At 36.5% G+C, this 20,046-nt stretch carries 12 protein-coding genes; all 12 read right to left on the bottom strand.

The features are described 5' to 3' along the window. Nucleotides 1-6: 6 nt before the first annotated feature. The 12 genes from Q9Q97_RS21925 to Q9Q97_RS21980 all read right to left on the bottom strand — a co-directional run bounded on the left by Q9Q97_RS21925 (nucleotide 7) and on the right by Q9Q97_RS21980 (nucleotide 20,021). On the bottom strand, nucleotides 7-1,638 hold the full coding sequence (locus Q9Q97_RS21925) for a RagB/SusD family nutrient uptake outer membrane protein (protein ID WP_306161048.1): 1,632 nt from the start codon (nucleotides 1,636-1,638) through the stop codon (nucleotides 7-9). Between the two features lie 10 nt (nucleotides 1,639-1,648). Continuing rightward, nucleotides 1,649-4,816 carry a TonB-dependent receptor gene (locus Q9Q97_RS21930; protein ID WP_306161050.1) on the bottom strand — a complete coding sequence of 1,056 codons (3,168 nt, stop codon included), beginning with the start codon at nucleotides 4,814-4,816 and terminating at the stop codon, nucleotides 1,649-1,651. A 577-nt stretch (nucleotides 4,817-5,393) separates the two neighbouring features. After that, nucleotides 5,394-6,050 (bottom strand): fructose-6-phosphate aldolase, encoded by a 657-nt coding sequence (gene fsa / locus Q9Q97_RS21935; protein WP_306161052.1) that lies wholly within the window; start codon nucleotides 6,048-6,050, stop codon nucleotides 5,394-5,396. 633 nt (nucleotides 6,051-6,683) lie between these two features. Beyond that, a complete protein-coding gene (gene xylA, locus Q9Q97_RS21940) occupies nucleotides 6,684-8,009 on the bottom strand; it encodes a xylose isomerase (RefSeq protein WP_306161054.1) in 1,326 nt (441 codons plus the stop codon). 9 nt (nucleotides 8,010-8,018) lie between these two features. After that, the gene (locus tag Q9Q97_RS21945; RefSeq protein WP_306161056.1) at nucleotides 8,019-9,500 is read right to left on the bottom strand and encodes a xylulokinase; all 1,482 of its coding nucleotides are present in this window, start codon (nucleotides 9,498-9,500) and stop codon (nucleotides 8,019-8,021) included. Nucleotides 9,501-9,504: 4 nt separating this feature from the next. Continuing rightward, on the bottom strand, nucleotides 9,505-10,512 hold the full coding sequence (locus Q9Q97_RS21950; protein ID WP_306161058.1) for a GntR family transcriptional regulator: 1,008 nt from the start codon (nucleotides 10,510-10,512) through the stop codon (nucleotides 9,505-9,507). 489 nt (nucleotides 10,513-11,001) lie between these two features. Next, nucleotides 11,002-12,036 (bottom strand): glycoside hydrolase family 43 protein, encoded by a 1,035-nt coding sequence (locus Q9Q97_RS21955; RefSeq protein WP_306161060.1) that lies wholly within the window; start codon nucleotides 12,034-12,036, stop codon nucleotides 11,002-11,004. A 21-nt stretch (nucleotides 12,037-12,057) separates the two neighbouring features. Continuing rightward, complete coding sequence (locus tag Q9Q97_RS21960; RefSeq protein ID WP_306161062.1) at nucleotides 12,058-13,491, bottom strand: MFS transporter; 1,434 nt, start codon at nucleotides 13,489-13,491, stop codon at nucleotides 12,058-12,060. Nucleotides 13,492-13,758: 267 nt separating this feature from the next. Then, entirely contained in the window at nucleotides 13,759-14,868 is a 1,110-nt protein-coding gene (locus Q9Q97_RS21965; protein WP_306161065.1) for an endo-1,4-beta-xylanase, read from the bottom strand. A gap of 167 nt (nucleotides 14,869-15,035) precedes the next feature. Beyond that, nucleotides 15,036-17,651 (bottom strand): glycosyl hydrolase 115 family protein, encoded by a 2,616-nt coding sequence (locus Q9Q97_RS21970; RefSeq protein WP_306161067.1) that lies wholly within the window; start codon nucleotides 17,649-17,651, stop codon nucleotides 15,036-15,038. A gap of 248 nt (nucleotides 17,652-17,899) precedes the next feature. Further along, nucleotides 17,900-19,063, bottom strand: a complete 1,164-nt coding sequence (gene uxuA, locus Q9Q97_RS21975) for a mannonate dehydratase (protein WP_306161087.1) — start codon at nucleotides 19,061-19,063, stop codon at nucleotides 17,900-17,902. Between the two features lie 220 nt (nucleotides 19,064-19,283). Then, nucleotides 19,284-20,021: an SDR family NAD(P)-dependent oxidoreductase gene (locus Q9Q97_RS21980; RefSeq protein ID WP_306161069.1), complete on the bottom strand. Its 738-nt coding sequence runs from the start codon at nucleotides 20,019-20,021 to the stop codon at nucleotides 19,284-19,286. Nucleotides 20,022-20,046 lie beyond the last annotated feature (25 nt).

The raw sequence follows: 20,046 nt of genomic DNA on the forward strand, positions 1-20,046 counted from the left end.
CTGAAACTAGAATAAGTCTTTTATTTTCTCTTCTGTAAACTGATACGGAACAGGATTTTCTCTCAATAACGGATTCTGAACTAATTCAGATTCTGGATAAGGAAGCGTAAAAATGGTCGCATCGATTACACCAATGGCTCTTGGGCTTGTACTTTTTGAAGCATCGACTGTAACGGTGTTTGTTGCTGTATCATACAAAATTGGAGTAATTACTCCTCTGTTTTGAGCTGTTACATAATTAATTACTTCTTGCTGTTTGTAATACGCTCTACGAACTAAATCGTACCAGTATTGTCCTTCCATACATAATTCTACCCTTCTTTCGTGAGCAAGATCTGCATAAGTCAACATTGTTTTAGGATCTAAACCTGCGCGTGTGCGAAGTCTGTTTACCACTGAAATAGCCGTAGCGTCTGCTGTTGAAGCATTATTTCCTAAAGCTGCTTCTGCGTAATTTAAATAGACTTCTGCCAAACGCAACATGTACGTATTCAGCGCCGAATTCATGCGGGTAATTTTAGAATTGTCTTTTGTAGAACCTACAACTCCTTTTTTAACAGTCAAGAAATCTTTACTGTGATCAACCGTATAACCGCCATTTGCTTTATTAATTTCAGCATAATGGTCATCATCTCCCATCCAAGTTGCTCTACGGCGAAGATCTTTTGACTCGTATTCTTGCAAAACATTATAAGAAGCTCTTGTCCAATATCCCCAAGCAGCATCGTCTCCTGTAATGTCAGAACCTAATGCAAAATAGGCTTGCTGTGTATTGTTCACTCCAAAATCTCCGTTTGGAACCCATTGCAGTGCAAACATCGATTCTGTATTGTTGTTATTATCGATCATGAATAAATCTTCATAATTTGTCATTAAGCTGTAAGGGCCAGAACTCATTACTTTTTCTGCCGCTTTTTTGGCTAAATCCAAATATTCTTGGTTACGAGTTCCGCTGTTCGGGTTATCGCTAACTCCTGAAAATGACAGGTAAACGCGAGAAAGCATTCCGAATGCACTATATTTTGTTAAACGCCCAGCCTGACCCGCAGTTTCTGGAAGGTATTTGGCAGCAAATTCTAAATCACGAATAGAGAATTCGTAAACATCCTTCATTGGATTTTTATTTACAAGCGGATTTTTAACCAATTCACTCGGATCTGTAGAGATAATTACATCTCCCCATAAAGAAGCTAGATACCAATATGCCGTTCCTCTCATAAAACGAGCTTCTGCAATGTATCTATTTTTAATAGTTTCATTTAATGGACTTCCAGAAATACCGATAATCACATTATTGGACTGCTGTACAACATTATACAAAGATGCCCAAGCCGAAACTAATGGCCCCGTTAATCCTGTTTCTGTTAAATCAGTAAATGGGTATACGTAATCTGAGAACGGTGCGTACATGTTTGCCGCACGTCCGTCTCCTAATCCGTAGTAAAATTTATCATTAAAATCGAACCATACTTTATTGTACAATGGTCCCGTTGCAGCCTGAAAATCAGACTCTGTTTTATAAAAATTCTCTTTTGTAATTACATCGTTTGGTTCAACGTCTAAAAGGTCGCTGCAACTCGTCCAAACAAATGGCAATGCAATAATTAGAGCCGTGTAAAATATTTTCTTTGTTTTCATTGTGCGTTTTTTAGAAATTAACAGTTAAGCCTAGTGTGGTAATTGTTGGTGAAGGATAACGTCCGTTATCGATACCATTTAAAAGCTGGTTTTGGTTTATTGCCCCAACTTCAGGATCGTAACCTTTATACTTTGTAAAAGTTAAAATGTTCTGCATGTTTGAAGTCACTTTTACATTTGTGATTCCGTACTTAGCGTATAAATCTTTTGGAAGATTGTAAGAGATTGAAATGTTCTTAAGTCTTACATACGAGCCGTCTTCTACAAATCTGTTGCTCAAACGATAATTTGATGCAGATGAAGCTGAAGAAGCGCCAATTCTAGGCATGTAAGGGTCTCCGCCAACAATTTGCACGTTGCGATAATCGTTTGGCCCATTCGGATCGATTAATTCTAATTGCGCATATCCTAAAGCCGTTTTCAATAAGTTCGTATTCTCACGTGGATTTTCTAACCATCTTCTTTGGTAGTTTAAAACTTCATTTCCATAAGAACCTGTAAATAAAATGCTCACATCAAAACCTAAGAAAGAGAAACTATTGTTGAAACCAAATGTAAAATCTGGGTTTGGATTACCAATATAACCTGCATCTTTTTCGTTGATTACACCGTCTTTATTAGCATCTTCGAACATATAATCTCCAATCCAAACTCCATTTTCTCCAATTACCATTCCTTCTGGCAATGCTGTTGGTGTTACCGTTCCGTTAGCATCTTTATAATAGAAATCTGTTGCTTTTTCAAAACGTCCGATTACTTTATATCCGTAAAACTGACCCAATGGCTGACCTACAGCTGTACGAGTAACTACTGTTACGTCTGAACCTTGTTGTAATGTCTGATCGTAAACTCCAGATTCTGAATTTAATTTCAACACTTTAGATCTATTCATAGAGAAATTGAAATTCGATTTCCAAAGAAAATCTTTTCTCTGCATGTTGATTGTGTTTATGGTAAACTCAAAACCTTTGTTTTCAAGAGATCCGACATTTGCAAAAGGCGGTGATGTAGCTCCCTGACCCGTTGTTCCCACATAAGCTGGAAGTGATAATCTTAATAATAAATCGTCTGTTTTCTTGTGATAAAAATCTGCTGTAATTTCAATTCTGTTGTCCAAAAATCCAAGGTCTAAACCAACATTCACTTGATTTGATTTTTCCCATTTCAAATCTGGATTTGCGGTATTGGTTGCAATTTGTCCGCTTCCCCAATTGGTTGCAGAAGTGCCATAAACAGACGTATAAGCATTGTTTGGAACACTTGAATTTCCTGTTACTCCCCATCCTGCGCGCAATTTCAAATTACTGACAGTCTGACTTTCTTTCAAAAATGATTCATTTGAAATTTTCCAAGCTAAAGAAGCAGATGGAAACCAATCCCATTTGTTGCCTTCAGCAAACTGTGAAGATCCGTCTCTTCTGATGGTTCCAGTTAAAAAGTATCGGTCATCAAACGAATAAGTTGCTCTTGCAAAATAAGAACTAAGTGATTTTGTAGAACTTGCATTTGAATTTCTAGCAGTTGTCGGATCTCCTGCATTTAAATCGGTTGCTCCGTTTGTTAAATAACCAGAACGGTATCCATAAAGATTTTCCCAGTTTTGCTCTTGAAGCTCTTGAGCTACCAATGCATTAATATTATGTTTCCCGAAAACTTTATTATAAGTCAAAGTATTAGTCCAAATCCAGTTTTCGCTGGTAGATTTTGTTCTTGATCCTTCTCTCACTTCATTAGATAATGCTCCAAAAGTATAAGATGGATTAAAAGTATAGCGATTACCAAAACCATAATCTATAGAATATTGTGTTTTAAGTTTTAAATTTTTTGTAAAACCAATTTCTGCATACACATTTCCTCTAATTCCGTAATCTTTTCCATGATTATCTTTCAGCATTGCAATTCCAAGCGGATTGGTTTGAACAAATTCTGTAGTATCTGGTCCGTCAAAAGTTCCGTCTGCATTACGAGCTGCTACGTTTGGAGTTTGCTTTAAAGCCGTTAAAATCACAGAATCGTCATTAACCGTCGTAACCTGATTGGTTTTGTAAGCATTTAAGTTCACTCCAACTTTCATCCATTTCTTTACCTGAGAATCGATTACACCACGAATAGTCATACGGTCGAAAGAAGATCCAATTATTGTTCCCTCCTGATCAAAATAAGACATTCCTAATGCATACGTAGTAGTATCAGATCCGCCAGAAGCAGATAAATTATAACTTTGAATTAAACCTGTCTGAAATAATTCGTCTTGCCAGTTTGTTCCTTCTCCTAATAAATCAGGACGAATAAAATAAGGATCTCTTTGCACAATGCCTAAGTCTGCACGTGTATTTTTTAACTCTCCGTATTCTCTTAAATTAAGCACTTGCAATTCTTTTGGCATTTGCTGCCATCCTACATAACTGTCAAAATTTAAAACCAAATCTCCTTTTCTTCCCGTTTTAGTAGTGACCATAATAACACCGTTTGCCGCTCTAGAACCATAAATGGCAGTTGCAGAAGCATCTTTCAAAATATCGATAGAAGCAATATCATTAGGGTTAATTCCAGAAAGCGGATTTGAATTTAAAGACCCTGAATTACCATCTATAATAACACCATCAATTACATAAATTGGCTCGTTAGAACCTGTAATAGAACTGATACCACGAATACGAACCGAAGAGCTTCCTCCAGGCGTACCACTGTTTTGCTGTATTTGCACCCCCGCAGCTCTACCTTGCAATACTTGATCTATAGTTGTAGAAACAGATTGGGTTACCGCTGAACTAGAAATAGAAGAAATCGCTCCTGTTAAATCTGCTCTTTTTGATGTTCCGTATCCAATAACAACAACTTCTTTTAAGTCATTTAAGTTTTCTTCTAGTAAAGCATCGATTTTAGTTTTATTGTTTACGGCAACTTCATACGGTTTATATCCAATAAAACTGAAGACCAAAACACTATTGGTTGGAATAGCCTGAAGCGTATAAGTTCCGTCAAAATTAGATACAGTACTGGTTTTGGTTCCTTTTACAATAATATTGACACCCGGTATTGGTCCAACACCATCAGATACAGTACCTGTAACGGTAATTTGTGCATTTACTGCAGCAGAAAATACCAGCATCAGGATCAAGAGTCCCCAATTCTTGAAGTATTTAGATCTGCTTTTAGTAATTAAAAAGTTAGTCATAAATAATTGGTTTAATGAGTTAATAGTATGGTTTAGTTAGTTTTTATTTTTTAATGACTTTATGCCCATTTTTATTTTAACATTTTACAATAAATAACAGCTTATAGTCAAAACAAATATATGCAAAAAACAACAACACACAATCGGTTGCGTTAATTTTTTTTCTCAATTTCAAAAAAATACCATTAAAAAAAAGAATAATCTATATTTATATTTGCAAAACATTAAACAATCATTAAAAAGAGTATTCATTACAACGAAAACGTTAGAGATAATAAATCGTTTAATTGAAAATCTTAAAAAAACCATAAAATGTTAAAATATCGGTTTTTACTAAAAAACACTAAAACGTTGTAGTTGAACTTCTAAAAAGCGTTCGAAATCAAATCTTTTCTCATCCCTTATAAAATGGGACATGCAACCTATTAGAAACTGAAAACCAGCACACTAAAAATGAAAGCATATATTTCTTACAAATGCCAAAAAGAGACAATCGGTTGCTTTTATTTCATAAAAAACTCCCTTTCAAATAACTGAAAGAGAGTTTTAAAACTATAAAAATGGAAATAAAAATATACTATAGATTCATCTTTTTGGCATCTTCAACAAATTGCTTCAAACCAATATCGGTTAGCGGATGTTTCAGCAATCCTTTTATAGCAGAAAGCGGCCCTGTCATTACATCAGATCCCACTTTGGCACAGTTTACAATATGCATCGTATGACGAACTGAAGCCGAAAGAATCTGAGTCTGATAATTGTAATTATCGTAGACCTGTCTGATTTCTTCAATTAAATGCATTCCGTCTGTCGAAACATCATCTAAACGTCCTAAAAATGGAGAAACATAAGTAGCTCCAGCTTTCGCGGCAAGCAATGCCTGACCCACAGAAAACACTAAAGTTACATTGGTACGGATTCCTTTTGAAGAAAAATATTTACACGCTTTTACGCCATCGCCAATCATAGGCAGTTTTACCACAATCTGTGGATGCAGTGCCGCCAGCTCCTCGCCTTCTCTAATCATTCCTTCAAATTCTGTAGAAATAACCTCAGCAGACACATCACCATCAACGATATTACAGATATCAAGATAATGTTTTAAGATGTTTTCTTTTCCGGTAATTCCTTCTTTTGCCATTAAGGACGGATTGGTGGTTACGCCGTCTAAAACGCCCATTGACTGAGCTTCTGTAATGTCTTGAAGATTGGCAGTGTCAATAAAAAATTTCATGGTTTTTTAGTTTTTATTTTGGTTAGTAATTGAATAGAATTTAATGCATTTGCCCAAATTTCGTATTGTAGAGGCGCACCGCAGTGCGTCTACGCAAAGTTTGTCCGTATAGTTTTGTCAATTTTGACGAAGGAGACCCGAGCGATAGCGAACAGGCGAAGCAAATCTTCGCTAGAAACTCTACAAAGATTGGTTTATCGTTGCGGAGCTACTTACGAAGATTTCTCCTTCGTCGAAATGACAAGACTGTGTGTTTCTTTGTGTAAATAAGGAGGAACGCACTTTAGTGCGTTTTAAATTCTAGGAGGAAAAAATGTGCATTTCGATTTGATTCTGCTCTTCAAAAAACCTTCAATAAAAATTTAACTCACTATAATTTTTATCAAACTGACTTATTTTTTTTCTTTTAAATTTATCTGAAATAGTAACTAAACCTTCAATCTATTTTCATCAAATCTAAAATTCAAAACAAGCCATAATCTCCATACACATTTTTCATTTTTATATAAAAAACGAATTTTAACGATTTACGACTATCATATTAAAATTCGAATTTATTTCGGGTATTTTATTTTCTGGAAGAAACCCGACAGGTTTTAAAATCTGTCGGGTTTAATTGGATCCTACAACCAATTAAATATATTGGTTGATGATGTTTTCAAACAATTCTTGTTTACCGCTTTGAAGATTCAATTCTCCATTTTCGTGAGCGATAGTGTAAAGATCTTTGAGTCCTAATTTTCCATCAGCAAAATCTTTTCCTTTTCCAGAATCGAATGAACTGTATCTTTCTTTTCTTAATTTCTCGTATGGAGAAGAAGAAATAATTTTATCTGCAGTCAATAATGCTCTTGCAAAAGTATCCGCTCCGCCAATGTGTGCTAAGAAAACATCTTCTAAGTCAGTAGAATTTCTTCTGATTTTAGCGTCGAAATTAACTCCTCCGCCTTGTAATCCTCCAGCTTTTAAGAAAACCAACATTGCTTCCGTTGTTTCCTGAATGTTGTTTGGGAACTGGTCTGTATCCCAACCGTTTTGGTAATCTCCTCTGTTTGCATCAATGCTTCCTAACATTCCAGCTTTTGCAGCCACTTCAAGTTCGTGCTGGAAAGTGTGCTGCGCCAAAGTAGCGTGGTTTACCTCGATATTGATTTTGAAATCTTTGTCTAAACCATATTGTTTTAAGAAACCAATTGCAGTTGCAGAGTCAAAATCGTATTGGTGTTTAGAAGGTTCCATTGGTTTAGGCTCGATAAAGAAAGTTCCTTTAAAACCTTGTGCTCTAGCGTAGTCTCTAGACATTGCTAAGAATTGTGCCATGTGGTCTAATTCTCTTCCCATATCCGTGTTCAAAAGAGACATATAACCTTCTCTTCCTCCCCAGAATACATAGTTTTCTCCGCCTAAAGCGATTGTAGCATCCAAAGCTAATTTTACTTGTCCGCCCGCGCGAGCAACTACGTTAAAATCAGGATTTGTAGCTGCACCGTTCATAAATCTTGGATTTGAGAAACAGTTTGAAGTTCCCCAAAGTAATTTAATTCCAGATTCTGCTTTTTTCTGTTTTAAGTATTCTGTAATGAAAGCCAAACGTTTTTCTGATTCTGCGAAAGTTGGCCCTTCGTTAATCAAATCGTAATCGTGGAAACAGAAATAATCGAATCCCATTTTGCTGATAAATTCAAAAGCAGCATCTGCCTTATCTTTTGCAGCCTGATACGGATCTGATGATGCATCCCAAGCAAAATTTTGTGTTCCTGGTCCGAACGGATCACTTCCTTGTCCGCAGAAAGTATGCCAGTAAGCGATTGCAAATTTAAAGTGCTCACGCATTGTTTTTCCAGCTACAACTTGGTCTGGATTGTAATATTTAAACGCTAACGGATTGTCAGATTCTTTTCCTTCAAATTTAATTTGACCAATACCTTTGTAGTATTCTTTATCTCCTAAAACTATCATTTTATTTTTTTATTTATTTGTTAATACTAATTCTAATCCTTGTTTCCATTTCTGGTATGCTTTCACGTATTCTTCTTTATTTTTCAGTGGTAAAAATGTCATTACGTGATCGTTAGTCGTAATTCCAGAACTAAACTTATCATAATCGCCGTCTTTTAAACCCACTGCTCTCGCTGCGCCAACCGCTCCGGTTGTATTGTAAATCTCAATTTCGTGACCAATTAAAGTTGCAACCGTATTCGAGAAAATCTCAGAACGGAAAAGATTATCATTTCCTGCTCTAATGATATTTATAACAGCGTTATCGTCTTTCAGACATTCCATTCCGTACACAAATGAAAACGCAATTCCTTCCAAAGAAGCTCTAAACAAATGCGCGCTATTGTGAATGTTGAGGTTTAAATTCAAGAAATGAGTTCCAATGTTTTTATTGTTGAACATACGCTCAGCACCATTCCCAAACGGAATCACGACAACACCTTCTGAACCAATTTCGATTTCAGAAGCTTTTTCGTTCATTGCTTCGTAACTTTCATTACCCATATTATTACGAAGCCATCTGTACTGAATTCCTGCTCCATTTATATTCAACAGTTTACCAACTCTCGGCGTTTCTAATTCGTAGTTTACGTGAACGAAATTGTTGACTCTCGTACTTTTTCCAGAAGTCGCATCGCTTACCGCATAAAAAACACCAGACGTTCCGCCCGTAGCAGCTACTTCACCCGGATGCAAAACATTCAAGGCCAAAGCATTATTTGGCTGATCTCCCGCTCTATACACAATCGGAATTCCTGCTGGAAGTCCAGATTCCTGAGCTCCTTTTTCGTTAATAACACCTTGATTGGTGAAATTTTCTACAATATTTGGAGTCAGTGAAGTATCAATTCCGTAATATTCCAAAAGCCAGTCGGCTACTTTATTTTCTTTATAATCCCAAAGCATTCCTTCAGACAAACCATTTTTGGTAGTCGTTACCTCGCCTGTCAATTTCAAAGCGATGTAATCTCCCGGAAGCATGTATTTGTAGATTTTATTGTAAACTTCAGGTTCGTTTTCTTTGACCCATTTCAGTTTAGAAGCCGTAAAATTTCCAGGCGAATTCAGTAAATGTTCCATACATTTTTCCTGACCGATTTCGGCGTAAGCCTTATTTCCGATTTCAACCGCACGGCTGTCGCACCAAATAATTGAGTTTCGAAGTGCATTTTTATCTTGATCCACAATCACCAATCCGTGCATTTGATACGAAATACCAACGCCTTGAATTTTAGACGGATCAATATTCGATTCTTTAACCGCTCTTTTGGTTGCTGTACAAATGTACTGCCACCACATTTCAGGATCTTGCTCCGCCCAGTCTGCGTGCAGGGAAACAATTTCCATTTCGTTTTGAGGCTCATTCAAAACAATTACTTTTTTGCCCGTTTCTGCCTCAACGATTGCCGCTTTTACAGAAGAACTTCCAATGTCATATCCTATATAATACATACTTTTATAATGATTCTCTTAAAATTAATTTCGTTGGCACATAACACTTCGTTTCTTCGTCGTGTGTGATAAATGCTGCCGCTTTGGTTCCCATTTCTTTAAAGTCGGTCGATACAACCGAAATTCCTTTGTAAATAAATTTCTTCATCGGCGTTTCGTTGTACGATAAGAAACCTACATCTTTTCCGGGTTCAAAATCTTTCTCTTTGCATTGTTCCAAAAATTCTCCTAAAATTCGGTCACTTACACTGATATAAGCGATTCCTTTCTCAATCTGAAACTTTTTCGAATCGGTAATAATTTCATTTTCAAAACCAAAATCAGTACAAAACTTCTTAAAATATTCTACCGTTTCCCATGGGTGATTCGTAAAATCGGGATAGATAAAAACAGTTTTTTTATACTTTTTAAACAAATCAGCTGCTTCTGTCAGCGCCTCATAAAACGCTTTTCCAAAATCCTGAAAAACATAATTATTCGTTTTATCCGCCCGAATATTCCAGTCAATCAAAAGCAGTTTATCATTAGAAATCGCCGACAATGCAGGAGGAATTTCTTTGTGGTCAAAATTCATTACCACATACTTATAATACTTCCCGATTCCGTTATTAATGATCGTTTTAAAAACATCAATATTATAATGATGAAACTGCACATCAATAATCACATTATCAGCCAGATTATTCACAACCGAATGATACAAAACCTCTTTATAAGCCTTAAAAGTATCCAAAACCAAAAGCACTTTTCTGGTTTCTCCCGCCACATAATAACCTTTATTCGGCACAGAATCAATCACATTCTGCTCTTTCAAAATCGAATACGCCTTAAAAACCGTATCTCTCGAAAGCTGGTACGTTTTGCAAATCACATTTACAGAAGGCAGTAAATCGCCCTTTTGCAAAATATTCTCCGCAATCGCATTTGTAATTCCGTCAACCAACTGCTGGTACTTCGGAATATCACTTTCGTGATTAATTATAAACTCAAATTTTTCGTCTTCTTTTGGCATACCGTTCTGTTCCGTTCTGTTATGCTAAAGTAGCTAAAAATCTTTTACAAAAAACTCTTTTTCAAATTAAAATTGTTATTTTTTAAAATTGCCGTTTACCATTATCAAAAACCATTTTTAATTTTTAATTCCAGATTTTTAATTAAATAATTTGGGCGTGCCCCGCTTGAAAAAAGCGGGTCGGGCTATTCGTTTCAAGTCCTCGCTCTTCCTTCGTCAGGCTGTGGGCTTTCCACTGCTATCCCTCACGCGAACGGTTTCATCACAACAATCATCATTGCGAGGAACGAAGCAATCACACTCAGAATGGGGCAAAGATTGGCGATTTAGCTTGTTGAGCTACTTGCGGAGATCCTTCCTTTGTCAGGATGACAGACTGAACGAAAAATTCTTATGAAAACCTATACCCTAGCCCCGATAGAAGTGGAAATCCTTTTTTATTTTTTCTTTAAAAATAAAAAAGATTGCAACGGATAGCGGGATTAGCTCCTAATCAATAAGCCTCCTAATCCCGTACGGATCAATTGTGATAATCGAACCATCTTCCAGATAATCGATTTTGGTCACTTTCATGCTTCGCAAGTGCGTAACACCTTTCGACAAACTCGAATCGTGGTAAAACAAATACCATTCGCCTTCGACTTCACAAATCGAATGATGCGAAGTCCATCCCACAACGGGATTTAAAATCCTTCCCTGATACGTAAACGGCCCATACGGATTGTCGCCAATAGCATAACAGATAAAATGCGTATCGCCTGTAGAATACGAAAAATAATATTTTTCGTTGTATTTATGAACCCATGAAGCTTCAAAAAAACGACGGTCGTTATCTCCTGCAAGAATTTCATCTCCGTTTTCATCCAGAATTTTAATTTCTTTCGGATCTTCGTCAAACTCCAGCATATCTTCACGGAGTCTTGCTACAATTGGCCCCAAGGCTTTTTCATTGGCTGTTGGCTCTTCGTTATTTTCGTCATAAATATTATTTCGATATTTCTGAAGCTGACCGCCCCAGATTCCGCCAAAATAAATATAATGTCTGCCATCTTCGTCTTCAAAAACTGCTGGATCAATGCTGTAGCTTCCTTTTATAGCTTCTTTTTCAGGAACAAAAGGTCCGACTGGCGAATCGCTTATGGCAACTCCAAGCTGAAAAATACCGCTAGCACGTTTAGCTGGGAAATACAAATAATATTTTCCCGCTTTACAAGCTGCATCGGGTGCCCACATCTGCTTCTCTGCCCAGGCAACATCATTTACATGTAATGCAACGCCATTGTCAACGGCTTCTGACGAAATATCTTCCATCGAAAAAACGTGGTAATCCTCCATCCCGAAATGATCTCCATTGTCGTTAAACGGAATTCCCGCATCAATGTCGTGCGAAGGATAAATATAGATTTTACCATTAAATACATGCGCCGAAGGATCGGCTGTATAAATATGGGATACTAAAGGCTTTGAAATCGCCAAATCATTAATTTCCTCAAAATTAATGTGTTCAATGCTGTCTTCAGGCATAGTAATATTTTGTTTAAGTAATTAAGTTCTTCTTTGTTTAAGGTCTGTTTCGATCTGCACTTCCATTTCTTTATTGATTTTATAGAAAAACAGCAATCCGGCTCCAATTAAAAAAGGAATTGCAGGGAAAATACTCACTAGTAATTTGATTCCGTTTACAGCAGATTCAGTCTGAACCTCAGCATTGGCCACATAATGGAATGCTCCTAAAACCAAAGTGGTCACAGCTCCGCCAATACTCAAACCTGCTTTTAACCCCACCATCATGGCAGAAAAAATAATAGCAGTGGCACGACGGTTGTTCAGCCATTCTGAATAATCGGCCACGTCGGCAATCATCGCCCACAGGATTGGGATTGTGATTCCGTAGAAAAAGCCATGTAAGATTTGAGAGAAAAACATAAGCGAAATTGAAGTCGCTGGGAAAAAGTAAAAAGCAATAATAAACAAGGTCGAAATGAATAAAAATAGTCCGAATACATTTCGCTTTCCGTATTTGTCTGCTAGGTTTTTAGACAATGTAATTCCGATAATCATAAAGATGATTCCGCCCGCATTAAAAAGTCCGAAACCCGCAGAAACTGGATCGTTCCCGAAATGATTCAATCCAATATTCGTTAGAAAATCTAAAATAGGCTGAATAAAAATGGCTAATTGTTCTTTGTCTACGTAATTCTCAAAATAATAAACATACGAACCGCCTTTCATTGCGAGCGTTACAAAAACCAAAGTTGTCAACGAAAGCATAATTACCCACGGCCTGTTTTTAATCAAATCGCTTAAATCTTCTTTCACACTTGACTTTTGTTCTGGTTTTGGAATGATTCTTTCTTTTGTAGTTAAAAAAGTAATCAGAAGCATAATCGTTCCTATAATTGCTAGAGCGGTCATTACCTTTTCAATTCCAACCGCTTTATCGCCATTTCCAGCACTTTTGATAATGCCAAGCATAAAAACCTGAACAAAAAACTGAGCAAACATTACGGCAACAAAACGATACGATGACATACTGTTTCTTTCGCCCATATCTCCTGTAATTACACCACTTAAAGCGGAATAAGGCAGATTATTTGCAGCATAAAAAAGCAATAATAAAGTGTAGGTTACAATGGCATAAATTACTTTTCCCTGATACGAAAAATTTGGAGTTGAAAATGCCATTAAAGCGACAACTCCCAACGGAATTGCAGTCAATAAAATCCACGGTCTGAATTTTCCCCATTTGGTACTCGTTCTGTCTGCCAAAACTCCAATTATCGGATTAAAAACAAAGGCGGCAATTAAACCCACAACCAGCATGATAATAGAAGAATCTGTTGGCGATAATCCGTAGATGTCGGTATAAAAATAAGCTAGATACGTCATCAAAGTTTGAAAAACGAGATTGGCAGCTAAGTCGCCCAAGCTGTATCCAATTTTTTCTTTGATGGATAGTTTTTGTGAAATTTTATTCATTGGTGGGTTTGTGGTCATTTGTCGGTTAGTTAGTTTTCTCCTGCAAGGTTTTCAAAGCCTTGTAGGTTTTCTATTTTTACATGCTTTCTTAAACATACCTACAAGGTTTTGGAAACCTTACAGGAATGCAAATAATATTTTAAACAATCGGTTGTGTAAAATTAGACAAAAAAACATATTATGCAAATTTAGTTTGCTTTATTTAAGTTATTTTTTAATTCACAACCGATTGTTGATTAATTCATCAAAACAAAGCCTTTTTCTTTGTTATTCTTTAGATTCTTTAAGATTTAAAATACTGTCGTACGCTTTTTTGTGTTTCAAATCGGCATCAAACGGCAACGGATAATTCGTTCTTCCTTTAATCGGCCAGTCGTTTAACCAAGATTGCTTGTCATGAACGCCCCAAAAAGTAACACGGCTAATTTTGTCTTTATGCTTTAAAAACAACTTGAAAATCGAAGCGTAACGTTCTGCGAGTTTGTTTTGCACTGAATCTGGCAATTTATCAGGATACGGATTCATTTTTGGATTTCCTTCAAATTTCTGATTCACATCGGCGCCTTTTAAATCCCACGGATTCGGCAAAACGGTAATATCTAATTCTGTAAATGCCACTTTAATTCCTAAAGCGGAATATTCCAAAATACTCTTTTCGATTTCTTCTAAAGACGGACTTTCTAATCGCCAATGCCCCTGAATTCCTACTCCATCGACTTTTCCGCCTTCGGCTTTTATTTTCTTGATCAAAGCAATAGCTCCCGCTCTTTTTGCAGGTTCTTCAATATTATAATCGTTGTAATACAGTTCAACATTTGGATCTGCTTTTGCAGCTAATTTAAATGCGTCAACTAAATATTTTTCGCCAAGAGTTTTCAAAAAAACAGATTGTCTCAAAGTTCCGTCTTCATTTAAAGCTTCATTCACCACATCCCAAGAATCGATTTTGCCTTTATATCTAGAAACAATGGTATTGATATGATCCTGCATAAAAGCTTTCATTTCTGTACTATCTGCAATCTTTTCCATCCACGGCGCCAATTGGCTGTGCCAGATCAAAGTATGCCCGTGAACAAACATTTTATTCTTTTTCCCATACGCCACAAATTTATCCGATAAAGTAAAATCGTATTTATCCTTTTGCGGATGTGTGTACATCGATTTCATGATATTTTCAGCCGTAATTGCATTGAATTCTTTTTTAATCAGCGAATCTTCTTTGCTATTTTTTTCCTGAATCTGATTGACATCTAATGCGGTTCCAATTAAAAAGTCATTTTTATAAGCGTCTTTTAGCGAAAGAGATTCTTTCTGCGAGGAACAGCTTAACGTTAGCATCGCTGTGACTGCTAATAAATAAGGTTTTACTAATTTCATATTATTGTGGTTTTTAGTTAGTGTATTTTTTATAGACTAATCGTCATTTTGTCATTCCGAGGAACGAGGAATCTCCGCGAGTAGCTCTACAAAGATTGGCGACATTCTGTGAGGAGTTTCTTGTGGAGATTCCTCGTTCCTTGGAATGACAAACAGGACGTGTGATGTTACTGCTTATTATCTTTTTTAAAACTCTCTGGCGGTCCCAAATACGACTCCAATAATTTCCCTTCCGCGGTTTCAATTACAATTTTCTGCAACACCAAAGCCGGATCAACCGCATAAATCTTCAAAACATGATTTCCTGACTTTTCAATTTGATGTGTTGAGGTTATAATTTTGATATTATCTGCTACAGATTTCGCCCAACTTTTTTCTGATGAATCAGCGTTGAGGTTCATGATTTGAGGCTTTTCAGAGTCGAAAGCAATTCCGTATTTTAAACCGTCGCCCAACTTAAAATTAATTGTTGGCGAAAAATACGCATGAACTTTTACTTTTCCTTTACTAAAAAAATGAACCTCATATTCTAATCTCGGCGATTGTTCTGAAATCTCAATGGACTGAATATTCGAAGGCTTAATTGTTACTCCAGAATCTGTTTTTCCTAAATTCGGAATTACAGTCCATTTTGCCGCATCTGAATTAATTGCTTTAGAATAATTTTTACTTTCTATCGAAATATATCCATCGTTTTCAATAAAACCATGAGCCAGAGCTAAATCTGGATTTTTACTAATTGATTTTTCATTCTTTGGAGGATTCGTGATATCTCTTTCCTTCACAACTTGAATTGAAGGCTCGATTCTTTTAGTTTTCGGAATCACATTTTTATCGGGTTGCTGCCAATTGTCATAACCAATATGCGTCTGAGACATAATATGATTCCACTTTCCGTTTGCTAATTCGGTATGGTAATAATTAGTTAGCAGACTGTCTTTTTCAAATAACTTTTTTACTTTTTGAGCATAATCATTTGCAACAGCACTTCCCTGCTCTGCATATATATAATTCTTCGCAGTTGCAACATACATTTCATTTAAATTTGAACTTGCCAAAACCGGAAATAATACCAACTGATAAAAAGCATCTTTATATTCTGGCTGTAATTTCTCGTTTATCGAATTGGCTTTTTCAACCAATTTTTGATAATTAGCAACAACATTATCTGCTTCATTATAATTTGTAACACTATAGGTTTTAGCATCTAACAATTCTGGTTTTCGGCGTGCGTTGTATTTCGTATACAATTTTAGAATTTCTGCAATTTCTTTCGAAAACTGATTTCCGAAATTGGCTGCTGCCAAATTCACATAATAATCCTGTAGATTTCCCGCATTAAGCTTTTCTGGATTCCAAGCCATATCGAGGAAAAACTCAATCGGAAATTCCATTGGCTTGATGTCGCCCACATTGACAATCCAGATTTTATCGACTCCGTATTGATACGCCAAATCCATTTGTTCCCAAACTCTTTCTATTTGGTTCGTGTTGATCCATTTGTAATTTCGTGGACCGCCCACATAATCGTAATGATAATAAATGCCGTAACCGCCTTTTCTTGGTTTGGCGTTCAGCTCTGGAAGTTTGCGGATATTTCCCCAATTGTCATCGCATAATAATAACGTTACATCGTCTGGAACCCGCATTCCCTTATCGTAATAATCCTGAACTTCTTTGTAAAGCGCCCACATTTGAGGTGTTTCTTCAATCGGCTTTTTAGTAACTTCTTGAATGATATTTCGCTGCGTTTTTACAATATTTTCCAAAAGATCAATTGCCGTTCCTTCTGTCATAGGTTCGTCACCATCGCCACGCATTCCAATCGTTACGATGGTTTCTTTATTTCCCATTCTTTTAATTCCGTCTTTCCAGAACTGAATCAAAGCTTCAGAATTGGTAGTAAAATCCCATTTCCCGTTGGTTTTTCCCCATTCGGCATGTGCTCTTGTTAAGGGTTCGTGATGCGAAGTTCCCATTACAATGCCGTATTCGTCAGCCAAAACAGCATTCTGCGGATCTTCGACATAAAACATTCTGCCCCACATCGCTGGCCACAAATAATTGCCTTTCATTCTTAGAATCAATTCAAAAACAGTATCATAAAACTTCGAATTGAATCCGCTGTATTTCTCAAAAGCCCAGCCAGATAACGCTGGAGCCTCATCATTTATAAAAATGCCGCGGTATTTTACTTTTGGTTCTCCCTGCGAATGAATTCCAGGCAAAACGTGCAGTTCAGATTGTTTTCTCACAGGAACATCGGCCCAGAAATACCAAGGCGAAATCCCGATCTGATTGGATAAATCATAGATTCCGTAAATCGTTCCTCTTTTATCTGAACCTGCAATTACTAACGCTTTTTTGATTCCTTTAAACGGATTTTCAATAATCTGCGTGGTAAATTTTTCCCATTTCCCCTGAAGCTGACTTCCGTCAATTTTTCCTTTTTTGGCTAATTGATCGATGATTTCGCTTTTTCCTAATGTTCCGATAATGACCACAAAATCTTCTGCTTCAGATATTTTTTTTATTCTTTTCGGATGCAAATCGGAAACTTTAAAAATGTCATTTTCTAAATGTCCCGTCACTTTTAAAACTCCCGAAAAATCTTTATCGCTAACTAAAATTGAAGCTGTTTTTCCTTTTGAAACCAAAGGAAAATTTTCTGCAGAAGCCTGATTGACTACGTATTTTTCTGGATTTATGGCATACGATTTTGTGCTTAATCCGATTAGGAAAAGCGACAGAATAATGTAGTATGTTTTAATTTTTAAACACATAGAATCATAGATTTTTCTTTGCTTATAAAGGCGTTTCACTTATTCAAATGCACATAGTTTTTTCACAAATTTTGTCATTCCGAGGAACAAGGAATCTTCGCGAGTAGCTCTACAAAGATTGGCGACATTCTATGAGGAGTTTCTTGTGAAGATTCCTCGTTCCTCGGAATGACAAACAGAACGTTTTACTCTTCTCATCTGAGACCAGACAGGTTTTTAAAATCTGTCTGGTCTAATTCCAAAGAATATTACAAACCCAGTTTATACCCAATACCCATCTCCAGACCTCGCAATTCAGCCAAACCTTTCAATCTCCCGGTCAAAGAATAACCAGGATAGGTTTCTGTTTTTTCATCAACTTCGTGCAAAAAACCATGATCGGGGCGCATCGGCAAACTGACTTTTGTTTTATTCATTACAAGCAAAATCTTTTCTACAATCTTTTCCATTTTCACATCTCCGTACAAATGCTCTGATTCCCTGAAAATAGTTTCACTTTCGCGGATGGTATTTCTTAGATGTAAAAAATGAATTCTCTCTTCGTAATCGTCGATTATTTTTTCCAGATTATTTTTTGGGTCAGCACTAAGTGAACCTATACAATAACACAATCCGTTGGCAGTTGAAGGAATGGCGTTAAAAATTGCTTTTAAATCTTCTTCTGTTGAAACGATTCTTGGCAATCCTAAAACCGAAAACGGCGGATCGTCGGGATGAATCGCTAATTTCTGTTCATTTTTTTCTGCAAATGGTGTTATTTCAGATAAGAAATAAATCAAATTTTCTCTTAGTTTTTGATTGTCGATTTGGGCATAATTATTCAAAAGCGACAAAATTTGTTCTGCTGTAAAATTGATTTTACTTCCCGGTAACCCGAGTAAAACATTTTTAAACAGCAATGCTTTTTCGTCTTCAGACAATTGATTTCCAAATTGCAATGCTTTTTCTTTTTCAGTATCTGAATAATCGTTTTCAGAATTCGGTCTTTTTAAAAGAAAAACATCAAAATACGTAAACGCATCTTGATTGTATAGTAAAGCTTTGCTTCCGTCTTCATTTATAAAATTATGATTGGTGCGAACCCAATCCAGAATCGGCATAAAATTGTAGGTTATAATTTTAATCCCGCAATCGGCCAGATTTTGCAAACTCATTTTATAATTTTCAATGTATTGCAAATAGTTTCCAGAAGCCCGTTTGATTTCTTCATGAACAGGAAGACTTTCAACTACAGTCCACTCCAAACCTGCATTTCGAATAATTTCCTGTCTTTCCTGAATAGCTGCAACTGACCAGATTTCACCCACTGGAATCTGATGCAAAGCGGTTACAATTCCAGTTGCTCCGGCTTGTTTTATGTCGATAAGCTTTACGTTGTCATTTGGACCGAACCAACGCATAGTTTGCTGCATTTTTATCATACTCCTATATTTTTTAATCTCGCAAAGTCGCAGAGACGCAAAGTTTTTATTTTAAGCTTTTTTTAGTAAAACTTTGCGTCTTCGCGACTTTGCGAGCTAATTTCTTCAACTTTAAAACTCTCAAGCCTCAAAAACACTAAAACACAAAACCTTTTTTAAGCCTTTAAAAGACCTTTGTCACTTTGCAACTTAGCTACTTTGCAACTTTAAATTAAAATCCAATACTATTTCCACCGTCAACGGGCAGAACTGTACCAGTAGTATATTTTGATTCGCTTAAAGCGAAATAATAAACCGCATCTGCAATGTCAGATGGTTCGCCTAAAAATCCCATTGGTGTTCTTCCCAATACCTTATTTTTTCTTTCTGGATCATTATCCAAAGCAGCAGCTGACATTTTGGTTTTTATAAATCCCGGAGCAATACAGTTTACACGAATTCCCGCTGGAGCCAATTCTGTTGCCATGGCGCGCGTCATAGATTCGATTGCGCCTTTACTTGCCGAATAAGCAATCACTTTAGGAATTCCGTATTGCGATGCCATTGAACTGATGTTGACGATACTTCCGCTTCCGTTGGCTTTCATGTTTTTGATTACTTCACGGCTCACGGCAAAAACACTCAATAAATTGGTATGAATAATCGAAAGAAAATCTTCATCAGTCACGTCTGGAATCTCTTTTTTCATGTTGATTCCGGCGTTGTTGACCAAAATATCGATTGGTCCGTTTTGTGTTATGCTTTCAATCATGGCAGGAATTCCGCTTAGATTATTTAAATCGAAAATTACCGGAATGGCATTTTCTCCAATTTCTTTACAGGCATCTTCTGTTTTTTCTTTTGATCTTCCGATGATGTAGGTTGTGATTCCGTTATCACAAAGTTTTTTAGCGGTTGCAAAACCTAATCCCGAATTTCCTCCGGTTACAATTGCCGTTTTTTTACTCATAATTTGCTGTTTGGTATGGAACGCG

Origin of the sequence: Flavobacterium sp. DG2-3 (assembly GCF_030730925.1) — a bacterium.
Taxonomy (GTDB): Bacteria; Bacteroidota; Bacteroidia; order Flavobacteriales; family Flavobacteriaceae; genus Flavobacterium.